We start from the raw sequence: 23,374 nt of genomic DNA on the forward strand, positions 1-23,374 counted from the left end.
TCAAACAAGCCTTTTGAATGGCGCTTTGCATTCCCAGAAGTGCTAGATAACAATGGCGATTTTTTGGGCTTTGATTTAGTGATAGGCAATCCACCTTATGGGGTTAATCTTACAGAATTTGACAAGAAAAAATATAGAGAAATTTATAACTCAAGCTCCAGCGATACAGCTCAGCTATTTATATTTTTAGCAGATAAGATTTTAAGCAAAAATGGATTCAATACATTTATCGTGCCAAAAGCCTTAACTTTTGCAAATAATTGGGTGCAGATTAGAGAGTTTTTAAAAACAAATGTCAGTCATATTGTGGATTGTGGCAAAGCGTGGAGTTATGTTTTGCTTGAAATGATTATTTACTCAAAACAAAAAAATACCCCAACATCTAGTTATGTTACAGGCTTTTTAAATGAAACACAAGGATTCTCACAAGTGCTTGAAGTCCCAAAGGAATATATTGATTTTTTTGGTTTTTACCCAAATGCCTTACCAGAAAAAGAATTGAAGATTGGTGTCCGCATTCTAAAAGACTTTACAAATAGTCTTAATGATTGCGGAGAAAATATTTGGGGAGATGTTTTTTACAAAAATATTAGCAACAAAGGAGAATTTCAGGTTTATGGCGGAAAAGAAATCCAAAGATATTTTATTAGGGGAATCAAAGGATATATTTCTAACACTTTAAAAACTAGTCCAAAATCAATAATTAAAGATAATAGTGTATTAATGCAAAGATTAATTGCTCATATAGAAAATCCAACTCCACATATCAAAATGACAGGAACGATTGTAAAGAATATTGATAATGTAAGAATCGTTAATACTATTCATCAGATTATCTGCAGAGATGAATTTCCAAATTATTATGTCCTAGCTCTTTTGCATTCAAGGTTTCTAAATTGGTATTGTTATCGTTTTGTGTTTGCCAAAGCAATAAGAAGTTTCCAATTTTCAGCAGAAATTGCTAAGAAAATCCCTATTCCCAAAATAGATTCTACAAACAAAGCCTTAAGCGATGAGATTATAAGCCTAGTAGAGCAAATCTTAGATTCCAAAGCCAAAGACCCCACAAAAGACACCAAAGAGCTAGAATCTAAAATTGATAATCTAGTCTATAAACTCTACCACCTAACCAACGATGAAATAAAAATCATAGAGGGAAAATAAAATGGAAAGGATTCAAAACATAAAGGATACACATCAAAGGATAAAGGATATAGCCAAAGTATTGGGTGTTAATCAAATGGGACAAAGGATAGAGGATATAGCCAAAGTATTGGGCATTAATAAAGGCTGTATTAATTATGATGAGAAAGAGCAAGTTTATCTTATATCAACATTGCAAGAATTAGAAATTAAAAAGGAAGTAGATTTTAGCCAATTACGAAACTTTCCTTTAAAATTCACTAAGTGTCATTTTTCACAAGATTTATTAGTAAATGAACAGGAATTTAAAGAAAAGCTTATTTTCGAGAATGTTGTGTTTTCTAAAAGTATAAATTTTTCAAGAAATACATTTTATAGAGAAGTAGGGTTTTTTGGTTGTGAATTTAAAAATAAGCTTTATCTTACACAATGTGTTTTTCACGATAATGTAATGGCTTTTGGCGTGAATTTATTATCTATTGATTGTCGAGATTCTATTTTTAGAAATGAAGTTTGTTTTGGTAGAGAAATAAATGACCCAAATCTTGAAAAAGGCTTTCATTTTGGGAGCTGTAGCTTTAAAGATGGTAATTTTTTAAATTGTCAATTTCATGATAATGTGTATTTTAAGAATAATGAATTTCATGGGGCAGCATTCCAAAATGCACGATTTTATAGTAATGCTTATTTTAATAACTCTACTTTTAAAGATTCCGCTGACTTTCACGAATGTGAGTTTGAAAAAACAGCTTGTTTTTATGGAGTGAAGTTTGATAAAGCCCCTAATTTCTCACAAGCACAATTCAAGGGAAGCCTTAATGTAGTAAATACAAATCTTGATTTTGATTTTGAAAGCCTAAAAGAGAAAATCAAGCAAGAGCATATAGAATATAACAAACATGATAAAAAGCCCTTAGATAATTTTGCAAACGACTTTAGAGATTCATTTAGGATTTTTAAAAACGCTTTGATAAAAGATAATAATTTACTAGACGCTTCAGAATTCCATAGATTCGAACTCTATTGCAAAGAAATTGAGCTAAGAGAAAGTGTGCGTAAACGAGGCACCAAAGCACACGATAATGAAGGCATAAGAAAAAATATGAAACCCTTTAAAGAGTTTATAGACTTTTTGCTTTTAAGATTCTATCGCAATCTCTGTGATCATCACACGGATTTTTTGAGATGTTTTAATAATCTTGTGCTTTTGGTGGCTTTGTATGTTGGATGTTTGTTGTTGCGCAGTTTTAATTTTTTGGAAAACAAAGCACCATCCTCTGATATCTTACAAAAGATAGATTTTGTAGATATATTTGCAAAGTTTATTCTAGAGTGTGTAGCTATGAATGTAAAAATCGTGATACTCTTATTGCTTGTGCTATATCTGATTGTTTCAGTATGGAAAATTTTTAAAGATATATTGCCGTGGATATTGACTTCTATAAAAGCTCTATTAAAGAATGTGGGATATTTTATCCTAATGCTTATAGTGCCACTTGTAGTAATTATAATGTTTTATGTATTGGTTGCGACATTATTTAAGTTAACGCCATCAATCCTTTTGCCGAGCTTTTTAAATATTACAGGTTTCTTTCTCTTTTTTTTCATGTATTTTTCATTAGTCTTTCTGGATTCTGCGATTGTGCGATGTTTGATTGTTATTATTGCTTATATGACGGTATCTATTGCTATAGGATACAAGATTGCAATCCTAAACCCTCTAATAGGTAAGCTTTTTACAGATACGCTAGAGATAACAGATCCTTTTTTAAATTTTATAACACTAGCTTACATAATTTCTATGTTTTTAGTGCTTTTCTCCCTCCAAAAAACCGCACGCAAAAACTCCATAGTGCCAAACTAAAGGGATATAAAAATGCAAGGAATTAGCTATATGATAGATTCTACAAACAAAGCCTTAAGCGATGAGTTAATAAGCCTAGTAGAGCAAATTTTAGATTCCAAAGCCAAAGACCCCACCACAGACACCAAAAAGCTAGAATCTAAAATCGATTTTCTAGTCTATAAACTCTACCACCTAACCAACGATGAAATAAAAATCATAGAGGGGAAATAAATGGAATCTGAGAGTAAAATTAATAATTCAACTTGGAAACAATATTTTCCCACTTATCACTTTGATGAAAATAAAAATAGAGATATTGCCTTAGAAGAATATAAATTCTGTTGTAAAATTCTTGAAAGTGAAGAAAAAATTTTTGATAACTTAGTTAAATATGTCCTTGCATTTGGAACAATTATTATTTCGCTTTTATCAAGCGCAAATAAAACAATAAAAGAAATATTTAGCGCAATTACAAACAATACAGATTATATATGGATCGGTATTGCTATCTTGATGATATTATTTTTTATTTTTATGACAAAAAACTTTGCAGAAAGGCAAAAGTCTATTGTTTTTGCAAAACGAAAAATTATTATGCTAAGAAGAATGTTAGGCATAGATTATGGAACTCAAGAATTCTTGTTCAAAAAAGGTATGCTTGAAGGTGCTAATATGCCTTTTAGCATTAAGTTAAAAGTTAATTATCTATACTTTATTATTCCTATTTTGTGTTTTGTGGTATTACTCGTTGTAAATATTTTTTTAGAATATTCTCTAAAATGTGTTCTTACTTTAAATATTCTAATATCTGTCGCATTGTATCTATTTTATATTTATTGTATTTTAGATATAAACGAAACAATGTCTTTAGTTATTTTTAGATTTATATTTTCAATACTTGGCATAACTTTCGTAGATAACTTTGAACATATTTTATATAGAGCTAAATTATCAGTTTATGAATGTCAAAGACAAGGAATTAATCTAGATAACCCTAAAAAAATATTAGTTGCTATTGAAGATAAAAACTTTTATCAACATAAAGGCATAGATTATAGAGCGATAGGACGAGCTTTGCTATCCTATGCAAGAAAAATACCTTATATTAAAGAGATACCTTATATCTCAAAAATACCATTTTCTGGTGGTTCAACTATAACACAACAACTTTTTAGAACTTTATTTATTGAAAATATGAATAAAAAACGATTAAGAAGAAAATTAGCTGAAATCTGTTTAAGTCGTTACTGGCTTAATAAGATATTATCTAAGAAAGATCAGCTTGAAATCTATCTAAATGCCGTGCGTTTTGACAAGCAAGTATTTGGAATCATACAGGCAATGCAACATTTTTATGATTGTGATAAATATATTAAAAATCTCTCAAAAGCACAAGCATTTTTTCTTATTGAGCGTATCTCTGTAATAAGCGGAACAATGTTGCCAAAAGTGATTGATACTATCGCTAGATTAGAAAATGAGAAAATTTTAGATAAGCAAGATATTAGAGAAATCATTGATATATACACAAAGGCTTGTGATAATGAGAAAATTAAAGCAGAGTTCAAGAATGAAAATATTTTAGAAAAATTACGCGAAAAATACAAACACTAAAACAATAAGATACAATGATTTTAAAAATGCTTTGATTACGATTTATACCATACTTTTAGCTTTAGTGCTTTTCTCCCTCCAAAAAACCGCACGCAAAAACTCCATAGTGCCAAACTAAAGGGATATAAAAATGCAAGGAATCTTTCTTAAAACTCTAATCCTAGAGTTACATTGAGCGTCTCTCTTACATAAGACTCTGCTCTTTGTGTGCTAAAGCCTAATTGTAAAAAGTAGTTTTTATAATATGTGCTTATATTTGCTCCTATATATATACTTGTTCTGTCTATGTTCTCTTTTTGGATAAAGCTCTTATCACTAAAATCACTAAATCTTACATTTGAACTCAAATCAGTATTTAATCTGTAAGTATAGAAACCAAAGGCATTGATATAGACTTTAAAACTCTTAGAATCTAAAGCATTCACTCCTAAATGTGCTCCTAGACTGCTAGCTAATGTATCATAGGCACTAGAATCATAGCTTTTTGCAAAAAGAGCTTTGCTTTGAGAATAAGCGGAGTTGTTTATGATGTTGTATTGCATAAGAAGCATAGGCTTTAAAACTAGCTTTTTGTGCAAATACATATTTTTGCCTACTCCTATCTGAGCCATTGCATAGTAGCTATTGTAGTTTCCTTCTAGATTTTGATTCAAAAGGCTGTAACGTCTTTGCTCTTTATTCACCCCGTAGCCTGCACTAAGAGAGCTGATAATATCAAAGTAATCTCCTATACTTAGTATTGCATTCCCACCTATACTTAAGGTATTTGCTTTGACATTGGCATTTTTAAAATTGGCTTGGGTGTTATCAATATCTATAAATCCACCAAGCAACAAACCTTGAGTAAGTATTGATTTGACTTGGACATTGAGAGCATAAGAGTTAGCAGCATAATTTTTAGCTTTAAGCTTTGAGGAGTTGAACTGTGTAAGTATCTGTGCTCTGCTATTAGAGTGCATCTGGATTAATGGCAAATAGTATGCATCGCTTCTTGTGCTTGTATTAGCGAGTAATTGTGCATATCTTTGTTTGGTGCTAAGAGCTGCAAGACGGACATTATTTTTTATACCAACTAATGCGGTGGCATTGCTTAGGGTAAAGTTAAGATTCTCAAATATAGAGGAGTTTTGTCCTAAATAGAGTGCTTCTTGTGTTTGTAGATTGCTAGAATCTATAATCTCTTCTATGGCGTCATTAAATTGTTTGCTATTTGCATTCATATCCAATCTGCCAATAACATTCTCATAGTCTTTGGAAAGATTATCAGCAGTAAAGATACTTTGCAAAACATTTGAGAGATTTGGATCTGTATTTTTAGAATCCAGATTGAATGGATTGTCTTTGGCTTGGACTTTGAGCTTGAAATTTTCTTTGTCAAAGGCAATATCAAAAAGATTGCTTGATAATGTTTTGACAGTGAGCTTATTTTGTCCGATAGCTTGCTTAAGCGCTTCTTGGAAAGAGTTACTTCCTGTGTTGTCTGCTGTTGTGATTGTAATCTCTTGGTTTGCTTGTAATCTTTCAGAATTATAAGTAGGGACAAAGACAAGAGCACCTCCTTCAAGCTTATAGGTGCTTGCCTTAAACTTCGTGTTTGTGTTGCTTGAGCCATCATAGAGGATGTGCAGGCTTCCTGTATCTTTTTGTGTATAAGAACCATCTATTGTAAGGGTATTATTCCCATCAATATATGCCTTATTATAAGGAGCAAACCCAGCCATAACAATACCGCTTTTGTTTTCTACATTGCCTTGTAGCTTGCCATTGCCTGCGAGGATACCTCCGGATTCTAAAGTGAGTGTGCCAGCAATGGCATTGTTGTTATTTACAGAGGGCAAATCTCTATTATCACTTAAAAGTTTGAGATTTAGGTTGGCAGGAGCGAGATTCGCACTAGAATTATTTGTATTCTGGTTTGCTTGGAGTGACATATTTGGGATTTGCAATCGCGCCTGAGATTCTTGATTTTGTCCTTTATCTGCGACAGCTTGGTTTGCAATAAGTGTATTACTTAGATGCTCTGGTACTTGATTTGTCAAAATAAGAGCGCTGCCTCTGGTTATAGTAGCAGACTCTGCGCTTCCACTAAATGCATAGATGATACCTTGATTTTGGGCATATAGATTGCCTACTTTAACATTATTATGCAAGATAACAGAACCATTGTCTCTAGCAATGGCATTTTTAGCAACAAGATCTGAGGTGGTGGAATCTGATTGGGGTTGTTGCACATTTTGTGATTGTGATTTTGCTTGCTCTTGCACTTGAGTCTTTTGATTGCCAGTGAGCTTTAAGATACCATTGCCTTCTGCATATGCGTTAGATTCTGTAAGTTTGCCTGTTATTTCTAGCACACCTCCTTGGACTCTTGTAGCACCTTCGTAAGTATTCACTCCGCTTAAAACCAATGTGCCAGAGCCTTTCTTTATAAGACCTACTTTGGTTATGTATTGCATAGTTTCTTTTGGGGAATTGAGCGCATCATCAAGATGGTATTTATTATCCCAAGTTCTCTGGGATATGTCATTGCTGAATATAAATGTGCTTTTTGGATTGTCTGTTGTTGTATCAAGCGTATAGAAAGCTTGCTTTGTGGATTCAATAAGGCTTTTTCTTTCTTGCTCCTGCTGGCTTAATTGAGAATCTGCATTGTTTGCATTATTTTTATCTTCAGTATTTAAGGGCTGTGCTGCTTGTATTAAAACTGGTGTTGCCTGAAGTGTTTGGGGTGCTTGTTGAGATACTTCTCTTTCAGAAACTTCTTGTGTTCTAGGAATCTCTTGGAAGTCTTGTATATCCTCTAAGTTTAATCTATTGGCATCAAGTCCAGCAAGACCACCTAGAGCTTTGTTAGCATCCAAAATGCCTTGACCAAAGACTTCTTCTTTAGTGAGAGTAAGGATGGCATTGTGGTTGTATTTGGGGTCTATTTTAGTTTGTGTCTCTTGTAAAAGCTCATTGACAACCTTACAAACATCGCTAGTAGATCCTTGGTCTCCTGTATTACATCCTTTTACCTCTACTCGTGTAGCTTGTGTAGCTTGAGAATTTGATGTTTTGCGAGTATCAATGTCTTTATATATCTCCTCTAAATCTTTTTTTACTTTTTCAATATCTATTTTATTATCTTCTTTGGTAGGTGCTTTGTTGTTTTTCTCACCATCTTTGTAGTCTTGGATGTAAATTATTGTATGTTGTGTCTGGTTGCCATTAACAGAATTCTTTACAATGAGTTTTGGTGCTTCTATATTCTTATTGGCAGTTGTGAGCAATACATCTGCAATCTGTGCACCGTTTAAGAAGGGATATTTCTCCTGTACAAGTGCTGCTACACCGCTTACCATAGGAGTAGCCATTGAAGTGCCACTCATATAGCATACATCTCCTTTGGCTGTTGTGCCATCACTATTGACACAAGGTCCTCCGGTGCCAGTAGCTGTATTTTGATTATTTTTGTTTTGATAATACGCATTAGCAGAATTGATGTATTCCCCTGGTGCCATAAGCGCATAAAGCTGGGCAGAACCTTTGAAGTGGTTGCTATAAGCATAAATTCCCTCGGGTTTAATGGTTATTTTATCTTCTGTTTTTTCTACATACTTTGTGATAGCACTATTTGAATCTGTTTTGTGTGTTTTTAATGCTCCTACAACAAGCCAGCTTCGCACATTCTCATCATAGCTAGGCAAGACTGCTGTTGCTGTTGGGCTTACCATCCCAGAATTTCCAGCACCAAAAATATTGAGAACTTTCCGCTCTGTAGCTAGTTTATAAAGTCCTGTAACTCCATTTGCTTTGCCGGCTGGATTGTATTGATCCATTTCTATTTCTCTATTAATAAGCGCAAAGTATTTAGAGCTACTTACTGGTTGGAATCTATCATCACCTTTATATATGCTTTGGTAGCCTTTTTGTGCGTCGTTTTTATTGGATTCCTTAAAATCCTGAAAGCCTGATCCTTCATAGCGATTGATAAGTGGGTAAAAATTTACAGCCCAGCTATTATTGATAATTTTTATCTCTTGTTTGTCTTTAAATTCATCGTAAAGATTCCCATTGTATTTGTTTTGTGGGTGGAGATAACCTACTCCATGGTATTTTGCATCATAAGCGATACCTTGAGGACTTTTATTATCACTTAGTTTTTTGCCTAATAGAATGCCAGCAACGTGTGTGCCATGAGCATACACTTCTCTTTTACCCCTATCAGCATCATAGGGACTACAATTGCTAACCCAACAGGGATTGTTACTGATGGTATATTTGTTTTGTCTCTGCAAGCTTGAATGAGAAGTGTTAAATCCTGAATCCACAATCCCTACAACAACACCTTTACCTGTAGGCGATGATGTGTTTTCCCGTATTTTGTCCATGCTGATAATTTGCATAGCATAGTCTTTGGAATCTGCTTTCTGGGATTGCTGTGTAGCATCATTTTGTCCATAAAGCAAGGATGAGAGGACCAAAGATATGTAAATTATTTTCAGATTTTTCATGATTTATATCTCTTAAAGTTCTTGTGATTTACATTATTGATTTTCAAAAACCAAAAAAGCACTTAATAACAAACAACCTAAAAGGATCCTTAAATACTAAGTTGTCTCATGAGATTTAAAGAATCTGTACCCAAAAATGCTAGCCTCAAAACACAAATGCATAAGAAAGCCCAACGCTAGCTAGCTGGTAGGCATACAAAGTCTTAGTTGTGCTGTTATTCACAGGAGCACGTGGCAAACCATTAGCGACGTCTATACGCTCTACTTTTTGCTTATTCAAAGGGATTTTTGCACCAACTTCGATTCTATGATGGTTTGCCAAAGTCATTTGCAATCCAAGGTTAATCCCTACAATCCTTTGCTTCAAATCGCCTGAGAATTGATGTGGTCGCGCATTCTTTCTATTGAGTGTGATAGTAGGAGCACCATAAAACACACCAAGATACACACCAGCACTACTATTCTCAGTTTTTACAAGATCAAGCAAATAATCCAGATTCACTTCAAGCCGTTTGGTCGCATAAAAGTATTGGTCTGTTATTCGGTTTGCTCCCGAATTTCGTGTGTTTTCTTCGACATTCACCATACCAGTGCGTGCAAATGCATAGCTTCCATACAGACGCAGACCATTTGCAGGAGTGAAATAATGCTGATAGCCTAGACGAAAGCCTATCTGAGACATAAGGTAAGAATATTTCATGGTGGTAATTTCGCTACTGCTTTCGCCTCTATAGTCTTGGGTAAGAATCGAAGCACCTAGATCAATCCCCACAAACAAGCCGCTTTTTGCAGAGAGTGTGCTAGAGAAGAGAGCTAGAGCTAGAATACTGCCTACTATACCTTTGCTTACTATACTTTTGCCTGTCATGCTTATGTTCGTTGGCAGCTTGCTGGTTGCCATCTTTTTGACAAGCTTCAAAGTCTGCCCCCCCCCCATACTGGAAATATTATTATTCTTCGCTGTTTTCATTCGTAGCTCCTTAAAGATTTAAAAAATGGGCTCGCATTCTAATAAACAAAATATGATTTTTAGAAAAAATAATATAAATTGTTATATAGAGTGATTTTGTTTGTTACTTATTTACCCCATCTTAGCTTTTGGTAAAAAGCACAATGAGAGCTGGCAAGACAAACATAGCGGCAAAGAGTGGATTGAATGTGATTCCAAAGTTTGCAGCAACTACCACTAGTCCGCCGATTTGATTGGCAAGTGCGATTCCTACATTGAAAGAGGCTTCATTCACACTCACAGTGCTATCTGTGAAATCTGGTGTGTATTTCTTTGCATTATCCATTGCGTTGAGTTTCAGCGGGGAAATGCCAGCAAATGCCACAAATCCCATCAGACAAAGATTTGCTATGAGAATCCACTGCCAATGGTAAGTGATGCTGATAAGCGCATAAATGACAAATTGCGCAAGAAGGATGATTTTTAGCGAGGTAATACTACCTTTAGAATCTGTGAGCTTGCCACCAAAGAGATTCCCCAAAATCGCGCATCCGCCATAAGCTAACAGGATAAAGCCCATAGCACTTTGGGAGAAGCCTACAACTTTTACTAGCAGTTCGCTCAAATATGTATAAAGCACAAATGCCCCACCACAAGTGCAAATCGTAAGCAAATACACCTTAAGAAGCTGTGGAATCATCAAAGACTTTACTACATAAATGAGATGGGTTTGCGCTCCTTTGATATTGCTTGGCATAAAGATAAGTGCGCAGACAATAGCAGTCATGCTAAAAATAAAAATAAGCAGAAAAATCGCCTTAAATCCAAATGCCTCGCCGATAAAAGTACCAAGTGGCACACCACTCACTAAGGCTATTGTAAGACCTGAGACCATGAGCGCGAGATTGCTAGATTCTTTACCTTTTGGGCTTACTTGCACAGCCGTAAGCGTAGCAATCACAAAAAACACGCCATGTTGCGTACCTGCGACAAAACGTGCAATGACATTTAGCATAAAATTGTCGCTCAGATAGATGAGCAGATTTGCTATTGCAAAAATCAAGAGATTGAGAAGTAGCTGTATTTTGCGATTGAAGGCACTTATAGGAATTGTAAGAATCGGTGCGCCAATGACCACACCTACAGCGTATGCAGTCGTGAGGTAGCCGGCCTTGTGTGCATCGATTTTGAAGTATGCTTGCACTTCTAAGAGCACCCCTGAGATGACGAATTCTGTAACACCCATACAAAACGAACTCAGAGCGAGAATGAGGATTGTCTTATAAGAGGAATCAAAGCGTGCAGAAATAGTAAATCCTTTTAAAGACTAAAGTAGTTTCCAAAGCGCGGAATTCTAGCGAAGTTTCATTTTTAAGTTTATGGGTAAGCTTTGTAAAGCTTGATTACAATAGCGGCTTGATATATATTTTAGGAATCTTTATGAAACTTCTCACTCTTGATTGTGTGCAAAAAGCAGCCAAACGCCTTGAGGGAATAATCTCTTACCATCCACTAGCATATGCTCCCCGTCTTAGCAAGATAGCCAATGCCCAAGTGTTTTTGAAAAAAGAGAATCTCCAGCTTACTGGTGCATTCAAGATAAGAGGCGCATTTAATAAAATCGCTACACTCAAAGAATATGATCAGACAAATGGCACAGATATTCTCTCACAAGGAGTGGTTTGTGCAAGCGCTGGGAATCATGCACAGGGCGTAGCTTATGCAGCCCAATATTTTCAGTGTAAAGCCGTCATTGTGATGCCTGAATCTACGCCGCTACTTAAGGTTATGGGAACAAAGGCAATGGGTGCTGAAGTGGTGCTTGCAGGCAACAATTATGACGAATCTTATATATACGCACGCAATCTTGCCAAAGAAAGAGAGCTGACCTTCATACATCCATTTGCTGATAGCGAGGTTATAGCAGGACAAGGGAGTATCGCGCTTGAGATGATACAAGAGGAGGCATTGGATATTGTGGTTGTGCCAATTGGTGGAGGTGGGCTTATAAGTGGGATTGCAAGTGCTTACAAGATACTTAGCCCAAACACAAAGATTGTAGGTGTGAATGCCAAAGGCGCAAATGCTATGAAAACAAGCTTCTACCAAAAGAAAATCCAAAATTCCCAAAGTGTGCGCACTATAGCCGATGGAATCGCTGTAAGAGATGTGAATCAAAGCGTGTTTGAATGTATCCTAGAAGGTGTGGATTGTATCGTGGAAGTCGATGATGAGGAGATAGCAAGTGCTATCCTCTTTTTACTTGAATCCCAAAAGCTTGTCGTAGAAGGTGCTGGAGCAGCTCCTGTAGCAGCACTTATGCACCACAAGCTTGATTTAGACCCACAACTTAAAGTGGGCGCGATAATAAGTGGTGGAAACATCGATGTAACAATGCTCAATACCATCATCGAAAAAGCATTGCTTAAGAGCGATAGAAAGATGAAATTCCAAGTGATTTTGGTAGATAAACCCGGAAGTCTGCAAAAGCTCACAGAATTACTCACGCAAGAGGGCGCAAATATCGTGTTTATCAATTATTCTCGTGTAAGTGCGAAGCTAGAATACGGGGATGCGATTGTAGAGCTGGCACTTGAGATAAAAGGCAAAGAGCATAAAGAATCTATCCATCGTATGATGCTTGAGTGCGGATACAAGTTTTATGAAACGCATTAAGTTCTTTTGCTGCCTCTTGTCATGAGAAAGCTTTGCTCATAGAAAATCATGAATGTTACAAGCGCACCTGCTACAAGCAGAATCGAAACAGAAAACATAATAATGAGGTTATTAAAAAATGCCAGCAAATGTTGTAGTTGCTCTGGTTTATCTGTATTTTTGGCAAATATAAGCAGCGAAAGAATACTTTTGTATCCATAGCTTCCCGGAAATAGTGCCAAGAGCGCCGGAAAAACGATAACTTCTGTTGGGACCTTCACTTGCTTTGCGATAAGAAATGCCACAATCCCCATACAAAAGCTTGCACAAAAACTCGCCCCTGCAAGATTGAAAAAAGAAATTTGCAGAAGGAGTGAGCGGATAAAGTATCCAAGTCCGGCGATAAATATAATGCCAAATAACACGCGTTTGGGTGGATTGCTCGGATAAGAGAAGCCAAAGCTTGCAACCATAGCAAACAGCATGTTAATCAAAATATCACGGGAAGTAGATGTATTGAAAAAATCTGTATGCAGAAATTCCAAAACTCTCGGATAAGATTGCAAAAACTCATACATCGATAAGATTAACCTGTGCGATACTCAAGGTCATATAAGCACCAAATGTTATACAAAGCAGCAAAATCGCCATATTTAGCCCGCGACTAAGTGCCATAAGTGTGTATTCGTGCAGTATATCAACAAGGGCATTGATAATCTGAATCCCGGGAATAAGATAGAGTATGCTTAAGCCTATGGCTATCTCTGGAGTACTTGTAAGCTGCAGATACACACCAATATATGCCACAAAAGACGATACAAATGCCGCTACCACATAGATTCCACGAATATCAATACGCAATAAACCTAGCAGTTGCTTACTTGCAAATCCTGCAAATGTCCCTACAAACACACATAAAAGTGTGCCAACATCCCCACCAAAGAGCTTGCAAAATGCAGTGTTTGCAAGGCTTATAAAAAATAAAGATTGTAAAAATGTGAAGTCCTTTGTTTGCATAATGCGCTCAAATCGTTCTCTAGCTAGTTGCAAGGGAATCTTATCATCGTAAATCTCCCAGCTTAGTGCGCTTAGCTCTGAGATGATGCGGAAATTTGCTCCAAGTGGAGGATTTGAAGTGATTTGCGTACGACGATTTTCATAGTTGTCTTTTTGTGAAATGCTCAGCGTGATGTTTTTGAGCCAAACAATCATGCCGACATCATATCCATAGCTTTCTCCTATGCGTTGCGTGCAGCGCATAATGCGCGAGGTATAAGCCCCATTTGAAAGCAATGCCATGGCGTACTGGGCAAGGAATGCGCTGAGTTCTTCGATATTTTGGTGTATTTGCTCGTTATTCATATACCACTCACAAAAGAAAATGCAAGAGCTTATAAGTCAATGTGTTCGAACAAACAAAAAGCTCTTTTTTGAGTTCAAATAAGCTATTTGTAGCCAAAAAGGTTTTGTTTCTCTCAAGATCTTCAGACTGCAGATTCTGCCCGCTCTCATAGGTATAAAAGCTACTAAAGCCAAGCTTTTTGGCTGTGCGAAGCAAGCTCATATCCCACTGACCTCGCGGCCAAAGCAGATGCGTGGTATTTGTCCCAAGATTCTTTGCAATCAGCTCTTTTGAAAGCTGCAAATCATCATGCCAAGGCTTACTCACAAAATTTGATAGCTGGTAGGTATGGGTGAGTGAGCCAAAGCTTATGAGATCTTTTGTAGATTCTAATTCGCTCCATGTGCAAACATACGCGCGTGGATTTTGCTCTAAGGCAAGCAGAGTTTTGTCATGTGCTAAATACACAGAAGGATTTTGAGAATCTAAGGCTTCTTGTTTGCTTGATTCTTGTACCCATTCGGTTGTGAGGAATATTCCTGCTTTTGCACCAAATCGCTTAAGGATTGGATAGGCATTTTCATAGAAATCCCTCCAAGCACCTTCAAAAATCAACAACACAGCCTTCTTATCTAGCACACTGGATTTGAGTTCTGAGTACTCATCAAGGCTTAAAAAAATGTAATGAGAACTCTTAAAATAAGCTATTTGTCGCTCAAACTCTCTCACTCTGACACTATGAGAATCTCCGATGTCTCGAATATGCTCATAGCGAATAATTGGAATATTTCTCATAGATAATTTACTAAGGACATTTGGTTGATACGATTTGTGGATGAAAGGACTGCGTTGTAGTTTGTCGTAAGGTTTGAGAAATGGTTGTAGGTTTTGGCAATATCTGTACCGATATTATCAGTTTTGATTGAAGCAAGCTGCACTCTTAGCACCTCATTACGACGGATAGCATTCTCAAAGCTTCTAGTATGTGCGCCATTTTGAGCTAGCATTTTTTCGATGTGGTTACTAAAATGATCAAAGAGTTCGATTCCATTTTGTACTCCAATGTTGCGCATATTTTTATCATAGCCATCACCAAAACCATCTGGACGATAGATTCCACTACGCACAGCCTGAATGATTTCATCAATGCCTTCAAACATATTGACATCTGGCTGATCGATTGTAAGAGCATTGTTAGCATTGAAAGTAAGCAAGCTTGTATGATCACGCAAAGCCTGGGGAGAAAAATCATTGCTTTGTGCATTGTAGATCATAAACTGCATGCGAGAGACAGAGCGCATAGTATCACTGATGACCATTTTGCCTTGTGCATTAAGATCTACTTCCAGACGAGTTTTAGAAGACCTAAGAAGCTCTTCATAGGCGTTTTTGGCTTCTTGGGTTGGCTTAGTGTTTGGCTTTACTTGCGTGAGTGCATATTGCTGCATATCGTTATTTGTGAAATTCAGCGCGATACCTATAGCATCCATAAGTTGGCGGTATGTAACATCATCTGCTTTTGTAATCTCTAAACTCTGGGAACTAAAGAGTGGGATTTTTATCTCTGAATCTGCGTTTGTTGCATTATCTGAAATGATAAGAAATGAGCCATCTTTATTGCTTAGCTCAATCCTTGCTTGCAATGCCTTGCCATTGTGGTCGCTCAAATCTAGATTATAAACTTGCCCATCGACACTCCCACCAGCTACATCTACAAGCTTACTCTCACCGCTAGCAAACCCTGCACCACTTTTGAGAATCTGCTGGACATTAGAGAGTAGTTTAGAACCACGATTATCAAAGCTTAAGCGATCGTATTCTGTTTTGTGATCACTCCTTAAGCCATTAGATTCCACACCTTGTGAGAGTGTGCTGAGCTTGATACTAAAGCCACTCTCTGCATTAAATGGCGGCTCTTGGGTGTCTTTATGAGCATTGCCTACATTGTTATCTTGGAAGACAAGCTCGCCATTGATAATCTCGCTCCTTAATCTTCCACCAAAATGCAGATCTATCTCTCTTAGCAAATCACGCACTTGCATACTATCATCGATAGTTATTTGTAGGGGTTCTATTGGCTCTGGATCTATCTTGCCATCATCGGTATTTGGACGCGTGCCGGCAAAGACAAGAGTATCAATCTCCTCTGGAAAGAGGTCGCGGAGCTTTGTGCTAAAGGTAGCAAGCGCATTGTCTTTGGTGAAAAATACACTGGGAATCCTTGAGATTCTATGGTCGTAATTATCACGGATAGAATCCAAAGAGCTTTGAGAGAAAGTAGTCATAAACGGACTTTTGGTATAGCTTGTGATTCTGCCTTTGGACTTGGCGATTTCATCTATATTTTCTACATCTGCATCGCTTGAGATCAAGTGGAAGTCGAGATTTGCATTACCAGGGTCAAGATTCTTGATTTCGATTTGTCCCCAAAAGTTCAGGCCTACATCAACGACTTTGTTTTGAGAAGTATTGCCAAACTCTCTGCCTATCCTATCAAGTAAGTCTTGCACACGCGTGGCATTTTTTTCGTCGCTATAGCCTACATCCAGAGCAAACTTACTCTTAAAGCTTGTGCCATCAGGGCGCACACCCCGCATATAAAAAAATTCTTTGCCATTGTTGCTTGGATCCTTGTCATCATCGCCTATGAGGTCTCTTAGAGTGTCAGTTGCCTGTATATACACCTCTTGAGGGATTTCACCTCGTTTGATTTTGTCCATAATATCGGGGTTGAGCAAGCTGTGGTTGTATTTTTTGATATTTGTTGTAATGCTTTTGTATCCATCAGAATCCCTACCAAAGAACAACTCCTTCCCAGTGATGTTATAAGGCATAAGATTCTTTGAGCTTATAAGTGTTTCTAGGCGCTCATTGTTGCCCTTATAAGTGCCATCATCATCAAATGGTCGAGTTTTGACATTGCTCCCTGCAAAGAGAAACTCCCCACCAATAGAAGTATTTGCGATATTTAGCATATGCTCTTTGAGCTTTTGCAAATCTCTTGCTATTGCTTCGCGTGAGATAGGTGAGTGGATGTCATTTGCAGCTTGGATAAGCTTTGTCTTAAACTGTAGGGCAGTTTGGGATAGCTCTGAGAGTGCTTTGTCTGTATTAAGCGTGCGCGTAAAGGCGGTATTTGAGTTATCAATTCCTTGCTCAAGTGCCAGCTCCTCATGCTCAAGCTTGAGATTCTGATTGAATACTGAGCTGTCCTGATAGCCGTATTGAATCTTAAGTCCAGAGGCTATCTTGGTATTAATATCTGTGAGTTTTTCTTGCATAGTGGATTGGTAATAATTCATTTGATTGTATTTTGTGCCAAACGTTACACGCATGAACCCACTCCTTTGCTAGCTCTGTGTATTGTCTCTAGCAAATTTAATGCCCAAAGTACATTTGATTTATGAAATTGTTGCTTCAAATTTTTCTAGCAAAAATGCTGGTTGGTAGCTAAGCTTTGCTTTTCTCAAACCTTCGATACCCAAATCTTCTTCTCTATTTACCCAAGCGCATTCTTTGAAACAATGTGTGAGTGTTTGCTGGTTTATGGCTTGGAAGATTCCACGGTATTGGGAATGTGCTTTTTCTATATGGATTACTGCCACCCTCCCACTTATACCTTCATTCTCTAGCACACAAGGGATATCCTCTCCAAAGCTAAAGGCTGCTATCTGGCCATCGATTTTTATCACCCCACCTCTTAGTGCAAGCCTTTCATAAGAATTGAGCGCATCATTGATGCCCAAAAGTTCATAGCTTAGACCCTCATTTTTGTTTGGGTTTGCTTCATACCACGTTGTATATGTCTCTTGAATCTGCGCGATATTGCTCGCACTGATAGATTCAAAAACAAACTGCGGATATTCTTGGAGAAAAGAGTTGAGGTGGTTTTTCTTTTTATGATACTTGCGTCCGCTAAGTGCTATAAGCTCACTGACATTATAGATATAATCAAACCTATCGCGGTTTTGCTGTATGTGTGCTAATGGGTAGATTTGCTGCAGTTGTTTTGCTTGCTCTTTGCTTAAAGAGCGTATAGAGCATACAAGATTGAGAGAGCCAAAGTATTCTCTTAAGGATTCTAGGCTGGCTTCTTTATCTCCTCCCCCAATCGGATAGAACACAAAAGGCTCTTGGGATTGGTATTGGGTTTTGATGACCAGATTCCCTGCGACTTCTGCAAAGCTTATCTCTCTTGCATGCCGCCACATATAGCAGTTTGTAAAATTTATATCCGAAAGCGCTAGATTATCGGCACTAAGATACTTATCAAATATTTCTTTATGTTCTATTGTAAGAAGGTGGAATTTCATAATGTCTCCATTCATTCAATCTTAATTTATGCAAATTCAAAACAGCTCACATAGCTTCCTAGCCACTTCAATTCATTCCCACGTTTTTTAAAAAACTCTTGGATATTAGAATCCAAGTAGTGCCCCTTGAAGTCAATAAAAAAGCCAAAACCAAAATCACCCTTTCTCTTGATTGGTCGAGAATCTATCTTAGTGAGGTTTATCCCAAAAGATTTGAAGTCTTGTAATAATCCAAAGAGCGCTCCACCTTTTTTATAGTCTTTAAGTGTTACAAAAACTGAGGTTTTATCCTCTCCACTTGGCTGATTGATAAAGTCACTCACGACAACAAAGCGCGTTTTATTATTGGCATCATTTTGGATATTTTCAAACATTATTGGCAAGTTATTAAGCTTTGCAGCAATTTTAGAGCAGATAGCAGCGCTATGCTTATCTTTACTTGCCATTTGGGCTGCTTTTGCTGTGGAATCCACTGAGACAAGCTCCAAATCATCTAGCCCATAAGCCTTCAAGAATTCATCGCATTGTCCAAAAGCTATGTCTTTAGAATAAATCTTTTTTATAGCGCTGAGATTCTGGGATTTGCAAGCGAAGCTATGATGGATTGGCAATATACTCTCAGCAATGATTTTTAGTTCACTATTATGCAAGCAGTCGATAGTATCACCAACCATGCCATTTGTGTTGTTTTCTATAGGCACGACGCCATACTGCACATTTTTGCTATTGAGAGCTTTAAAAACAGAGGAGATATTACTCAGTGCTATATACTCACTCATACTGCCAAATTTCTCTTGCGCAGCTTGGTGTGTATAGCTTCCTATAGGTCCTAGAAAGGCTACTTTTTGTGGCAGCTCAAGATTGCGTGAGATGGCAAAGATTTCTTGGTAGATCGCAGTGATGACTTCTTTGGTGAGGTAGATGTTTTTGAGATTACTCAAGCGCGTGATGATTGCATTTTCTCTTTCAGGACGATAGATTGTGCTTTGTGTCTTCTGCTTATGCTTACCTACTTGATGTACCAATGCCATGCGCTCCTCTAAAAGCGCGATAATATCCTCATCAATCCTATCAATCTCAGAGCGAATGTTATGTAAGACTTCATCATTCATTTGTATGCCTATTGTTCTAATCTCTTGTGTAGCAGTCTCAATTCGTTGGCTGTCATCTCCTCAAAGCTCTCGCGCTCTTTGAGCAAAAAATACTTGCCTTTCTGTATTCCTACTTCTGCTGGGCGCGATCTTGTATTATAAGTATGCGCCATGCTCGCACCATATGCTCCTGCATTCTCAAATGCCAGCAAATCACCACTTGCCAAAGCAGGTACCACAACATCTTTAGCCAGAAAATCACTGCTTTCACAAATCGCACCTACTATATCTGCCCTGCTTTCTAGAGTGGTGGTGTTGCAAGATTCTATAATGCGCACATTATGGACTGCATTATAGAGTGCCGGACGCATGAGATCATTCATGGCTGCATCTACTATCACAAAACGTTTGCTGCCATTATGCTTTTCATAAAGTACTTTGCTAAGCAAGACCCCCGCACTGCCTACTAAGAATCTCCCCGGTTCGCAAATGATTGTTACATCAAGCCCTTTGATTGCTTCTAGAATCCCTTGCGCATACTCATAGAGATCGATTTCTTGCTCATCTGTATAGCAGATTCCAATCCCACCGCCTATATCAAAGAATTTCAGATCAATCTTGAGTGCTAAGAGGCTATGTGCTAAGTCAGCAATAATCTTAGCGCTTTGGATAAGCGGCTCCAGAGTCGTAAGCTGCGATCCTATATGGAAGTGGATTCCGACAGGTTCTAAGAAAGGAGATTTTTTCGCATAGATATAAAGCCTTTTTGCCAGCTCTATATCTACACCGAACTTATTTTCATGCAAGCCTGTAGAAATATAAGGATGTGTTTTGGCATCGATATTAGGATTTACTCGGATTGAAATACGCGCTCTACTCTCTAGGCTTTGTGCAATCGATTCTATACGCAAAAGCTCTGCTTCGCTCTCGACATTAAGAAACAAGATACCAAGCTTTAAAGCAGACTCTATCTCGTCATCTCGCTTGCCCACACCACTATAGATAATCTTGTATTTTGGTACTCCACCTGCAATAGCACGTCTTACTTCTCCTATGGATACACAGTCTGCGCCACAACCAAGTGAAGCAAGATGATTGATCACACTAAGATTAGGATTTGCTTTCAAGGCGTAGCAAATAAGTGACTTACGAGCTTTGAATGCATTTTTGAATTTTTCAAGTTGGATGCTTATGGCATCAAAATCATACACATAAAGCGGTGTGTGAAATTCTCTCGCACAAGTTTTGAGCAAGGATTCTTGCATGTAATTCTCCAAAAGCTGCTTTTGTGAGGAATTATACTTTAAGCATTCCAAATCTCAAACGGACAAGATCTATGGATAATTTTGGAATTCAAAAAAACTTTTTTGCTTGTTTCTTTGCTGTTTCTTTTTTACACGTTATTGGAAATTTGCGTGTGTTTTTGAGAATAAGTGCTTTTTTTTTTTTTTTACTTCAACTACAATCACACCACTCTATATATTAGAGATATAGAGCCTAAGATATACCAAACAAAATGGAGGAAATAATGAAACCAACATATTCACCTAAATTTGTCTCAACCATAGCAGCTTTGTCTCTTTGTGTCTCAAGTGCAGTAGCTCATCATCCAGATACTAAGTGGGAGATTAAAGGAAGTAATGGCGCAAGCAGTCAAAGCAATCACAGTGGAAGTGGTAGTGGTAGTAGTGATACTACTACAATTAGCAATCTTGAATCTGGTAAGAAAATCACTACCAAAAGTGATGCCAATGGCACTATAAGCTCACTTGTTATACAACAAGAAACAAACAACAATAACAATCCAACCCTAGAAGTGGGTAATGGTAGTAATAATAGTATTGTCAATGTTCCTACGATAACGATAGAAGCAGGAGCTACTCTTAATAGAACGATTCAAAATGGGCAAGGAAATAATAGATGGAACATACTCTTTCGTGGTGGCTCTACAATAGAGAGCTTTGAAAATAAAGGAACAATAAAATCAAACAGTACTGCAGATACAGTCTATCTCTTTACAGATGGGGATGGTAAAGGTGGCCAAACTGTTGTGAAAAATTTCACTAATAATGGCACTATAGAATCAACAGATAACGGTGCTGCTATAAGACTCCACAAGGGTGCTAAGATTGAGACATTTAAAAATGAAAGCGGCAAGCTTATTTCAGCAACTGGAAATGCGGTTGCAATAAAGGTAGAGGAGGGAAGCAATATACTTGGCACTTTTATCAATGAGGGAACTATAAAGGCAGCTGGTCAAGGCATAAATCTCACCAATGCTACTATTACAAACTTTACAAACAAAGGATTGATAAAGGCAGAGGGTAGGAATAATGGTGGTCAGCATAAAGAGAATCATCCGGTGTATTTAAAGGAGAGTACTATTGACACTTTTATCAATGAGGGAATTATAGAGAATGCGAGTACTTATGGTGGCAGCTTAAATGATGGAACTGTACATGCAGCAATCTATCTTGAAGGTACCCATAACAGCAAGAATACAATCAAAAGCTTTGATAATAAAGGAACTATCAAAGCTAAGAGAGCTGGAATTTTTATATTTGGCAGTAAAACCACTATCACCCATCTCAAGAATTCTGGAACCATAGAAATAAATAATAACAATAGCAATGGCAATAATGTCAATAACAATAACGTCTCTGCAGGTATTATGTTTGGATATCTGGTAGGTAATAACCCAACATACGAGACTATACAAAACGAAGGCATTATCAAAGGTGGAGACTATGGAATCTTCATAGAAGGTGGGACTATCACCCATCTCAAGAATTCTGGAACCATAGAAGGCAATAAAGATGGCATAGCATTCTATAATGCTGGAGGTACTTTACAAACAACTATAAACAATCTAGAAATAGATGGAGGAATAATCAGAGGTGGAGTCAATGGAATAAATATAAGCAAAACTAATACAAACAGTGATCAGACAATAATTGGAAGCCTTACTATCAAACAAAATGCTACAGTAGAAGGAACAAATGGCAGTGGTTTGGTACTAGGTAAAGATAGCTCAAATAGCGATAAATACCAACTCACAGGTAAGATTCAAGTAGATGGCACTTTGAAAGGCACGAAAGCTGGTATCACTAACTACGGACAACTAGGCTCAGACAATAACGGCAGCCAAGAAGTCATAGTAGTAGGTGAGAATGGTCGAATAGATGGTGTTGTAAAGAATGCAGCAGGTGGAACACTCCAAGGAAACATAACCAATAAAAGCTCAAATGTCTTAGAAATTGATAACCAAGGAAAAACAGGCGATAAGACTGTAATCAATAGTGAAGGCTCTGGTGGAGTCAAGATAAAAGATTGGAAACTAGAGAATAAAAGTAGTGGCCAAGAAGTCAAAGTCATAGAGTTCAAAGGTAATAATGGCAACATAACCCTAGAGAAATTAACCATAAGTGCAGAAAATACAGATGTTACCAAGGTAGCACAAGCATTACAAGGTGATAAAAAAGCAAATGCCTTGGCAAGTACTAAAGTAGTCTCCACACAAGGTGAAATAACCTTTGATGGCGATCTCCTCCGAGGCCTTGTTGCCAACATAGATGGTTCTAAGACAGCAGCAGCTGCATTGAACAGAACACTTATAGCTACAGCTACTGCAAGAGCTACATTATTAGATAGTGTTATGGGGAATGCATTGAATACTCTTTCTTTTTTGCATCATAGAGCAAGTTCTTCTTTGGGAAGTTATAAGAATGCAAACTTGTATGCAAATGCTACTACTATAAGAAATGATCTGTTGTCTCAGAGTTCTAGTTATGCAAGCAATAAAAACAATCTTTTCTTTGTATTGCCTTATTACTCTTATACAAAAGTAGAACTCGATAAAGGAGTATTCTCTAAAGGACATACACAAGGTCTAGTATTAGGATATAGCTTCTTTAATCCAAAATCA

General features: G+C 37.2%; 15 protein-coding genes and 2 pseudogenes. 7 read left to right on the top strand and 10 right to left on the bottom strand.

Features of this window, described 5'->3' with window-relative positions:
• The 5 genes and pseudogenes from CCY97_RS07305 to CCY97_RS08540 form a co-directional block, all read left to right on the top strand.
• Positions 1 to 1,164 (top strand): annotated as a pseudogene (locus CCY97_RS07305) (Eco57I restriction-modification methylase domain-containing protein); the annotation flags it as partial.
• Position 1,165: 1 nt separating this feature from the next.
• Positions 1,166 to 3,007: a pentapeptide repeat-containing protein gene (locus tag CCY97_RS07310; RefSeq protein WP_258457098.1), complete on the top strand. Its 1,842-nt coding sequence runs from the start codon at positions 1,166 to 1,168 to the stop codon at positions 3,005 to 3,007.
• Between the two features lie 12 nt (positions 3,008 to 3,019).
• The gene (locus CCY97_RS07315; protein WP_112064816.1) at positions 3,020 to 3,220 is read left to right on the top strand and encodes a hypothetical protein; all 201 of its coding nucleotides are present in this window, start codon (positions 3,020 to 3,022) and stop codon (positions 3,218 to 3,220) included.
• Positions 3,221 to 4,603 (top strand): biosynthetic peptidoglycan transglycosylase, encoded by a 1,383-nt coding sequence (locus tag CCY97_RS07320; RefSeq protein ID WP_112064817.1) that lies wholly within the window; start codon positions 3,221 to 3,223, stop codon positions 4,601 to 4,603.
• 40 nt (positions 4,604 to 4,643) lie between these two features.
• Positions 4,644 to 4,721: pseudogene (locus tag CCY97_RS08540) on the top strand (hypothetical protein); the annotation flags it as partial.
• A gap of 28 nt (positions 4,722 to 4,749) precedes the next feature.
• Here the strand turns inward: CCY97_RS08540 and CCY97_RS07325 are convergent.
• From CCY97_RS07325 to CCY97_RS07335, 3 genes are all read right to left on the bottom strand, one after another.
• The gene (locus tag CCY97_RS07325; protein ID WP_112064818.1) at positions 4,750 to 9,099 is read right to left on the bottom strand and encodes a S8 family serine peptidase; all 4,350 of its coding nucleotides are present in this window, start codon (positions 9,097 to 9,099) and stop codon (positions 4,750 to 4,752) included.
• A gap of 145 nt (positions 9,100 to 9,244) precedes the next feature.
• Positions 9,245 to 10,069: an outer membrane beta-barrel protein gene (locus tag CCY97_RS07330; RefSeq protein ID WP_112064819.1), complete on the bottom strand. Its 825-nt coding sequence runs from the start codon at positions 10,067 to 10,069 to the stop codon at positions 9,245 to 9,247.
• 121 nt (positions 10,070 to 10,190) lie between these two features.
• The gene (locus tag CCY97_RS07335; RefSeq protein WP_258457099.1) at positions 10,191 to 11,324 is read right to left on the bottom strand and encodes an MFS transporter; all 1,134 of its coding nucleotides are present in this window, start codon (positions 11,322 to 11,324) and stop codon (positions 10,191 to 10,193) included.
• 164 nt (positions 11,325 to 11,488) lie between these two features.
• On the opposite strand from CCY97_RS07335, the gene ilvA reads away from it, so the two are divergent.
• Positions 11,489 to 12,724 carry a threonine ammonia-lyase gene (gene ilvA, locus CCY97_RS07340; RefSeq protein WP_112064821.1) on the top strand — a complete coding sequence of 412 codons (1,236 nt, stop codon included), beginning with the start codon at positions 11,489 to 11,491 and terminating at the stop codon, positions 12,722 to 12,724.
• On the opposite strand, the gene CCY97_RS07345 is transcribed toward ilvA, so the two are convergent.
• The 7 genes from CCY97_RS07345 to lysA form a co-directional block, all read right to left on the bottom strand.
• Positions 12,721 to 13,281 (bottom strand): threonine/serine exporter family protein, encoded by a 561-nt coding sequence (locus CCY97_RS07345; RefSeq protein WP_112064822.1) that lies wholly within the window; start codon positions 13,279 to 13,281, stop codon positions 12,721 to 12,723. The genes ilvA and CCY97_RS07345 overlap by 4 nt on opposite strands.
• Positions 13,274 to 14,065 (bottom strand): threonine/serine exporter family protein, encoded by a 792-nt coding sequence (locus CCY97_RS07350; protein WP_112064823.1) that lies wholly within the window; start codon positions 14,063 to 14,065, stop codon positions 13,274 to 13,276. Before CCY97_RS07350 ends, CCY97_RS07345 begins: the two co-directional genes overlap by 8 nt.
• 7 nt (positions 14,066 to 14,072) lie before the next feature.
• The gene (locus tag CCY97_RS07355) at positions 14,073 to 14,840 is read right to left on the bottom strand and encodes a polysaccharide deacetylase family protein (RefSeq protein ID WP_112064824.1); all 768 of its coding nucleotides are present in this window, start codon (positions 14,838 to 14,840) and stop codon (positions 14,073 to 14,075) included.
• Positions 14,837 to 17,380 (bottom strand): flagellar hook-associated protein FlgL, encoded by a 2,544-nt coding sequence (gene flgL / locus CCY97_RS07360; protein WP_112064825.1) that lies wholly within the window; start codon positions 17,378 to 17,380, stop codon positions 14,837 to 14,839. The genes CCY97_RS07355 and flgL overlap by 4 nt, the downstream gene beginning before the upstream one ends.
• A gap of 66 nt (positions 17,381 to 17,446) precedes the next feature.
• A complete protein-coding gene (locus CCY97_RS07365; protein WP_112064826.1) occupies positions 17,447 to 18,358 on the bottom strand; it encodes a phosphatidylglycerol lysyltransferase domain-containing protein in 912 nt (303 codons plus the stop codon).
• 26 nt (positions 18,359 to 18,384) lie between these two features.
• Entirely contained in the window at positions 18,385 to 19,470 is a 1,086-nt protein-coding gene (gene pheA / locus CCY97_RS07370; RefSeq protein ID WP_112064827.1) for a prephenate dehydratase, read from the bottom strand.
• 8 nt (positions 19,471 to 19,478) lie between these two features.
• Complete coding sequence (gene lysA, locus CCY97_RS07375) at positions 19,479 to 20,714, bottom strand: diaminopimelate decarboxylase (protein ID WP_112064828.1); 1,236 nt, start codon at positions 20,712 to 20,714, stop codon at positions 19,479 to 19,481.
• 263 nt (positions 20,715 to 20,977) lie between these two features.
• On the opposite strand from lysA, the gene CCY97_RS07385 reads away from it, so the two are divergent.
• Positions 20,978 to 23,374 (top strand): hypothetical protein (locus tag CCY97_RS07385; protein WP_146744528.1); only part of this gene is annotated, 2,397 nt, incomplete at its 3' end.

It is taken from the genome of Helicobacter sp. 10-6591 (assembly GCF_003288805.1).
In the GTDB taxonomy this organism is placed as follows: Bacteria; Campylobacterota; Campylobacteria; order Campylobacterales; family Helicobacteraceae; genus Helicobacter_F.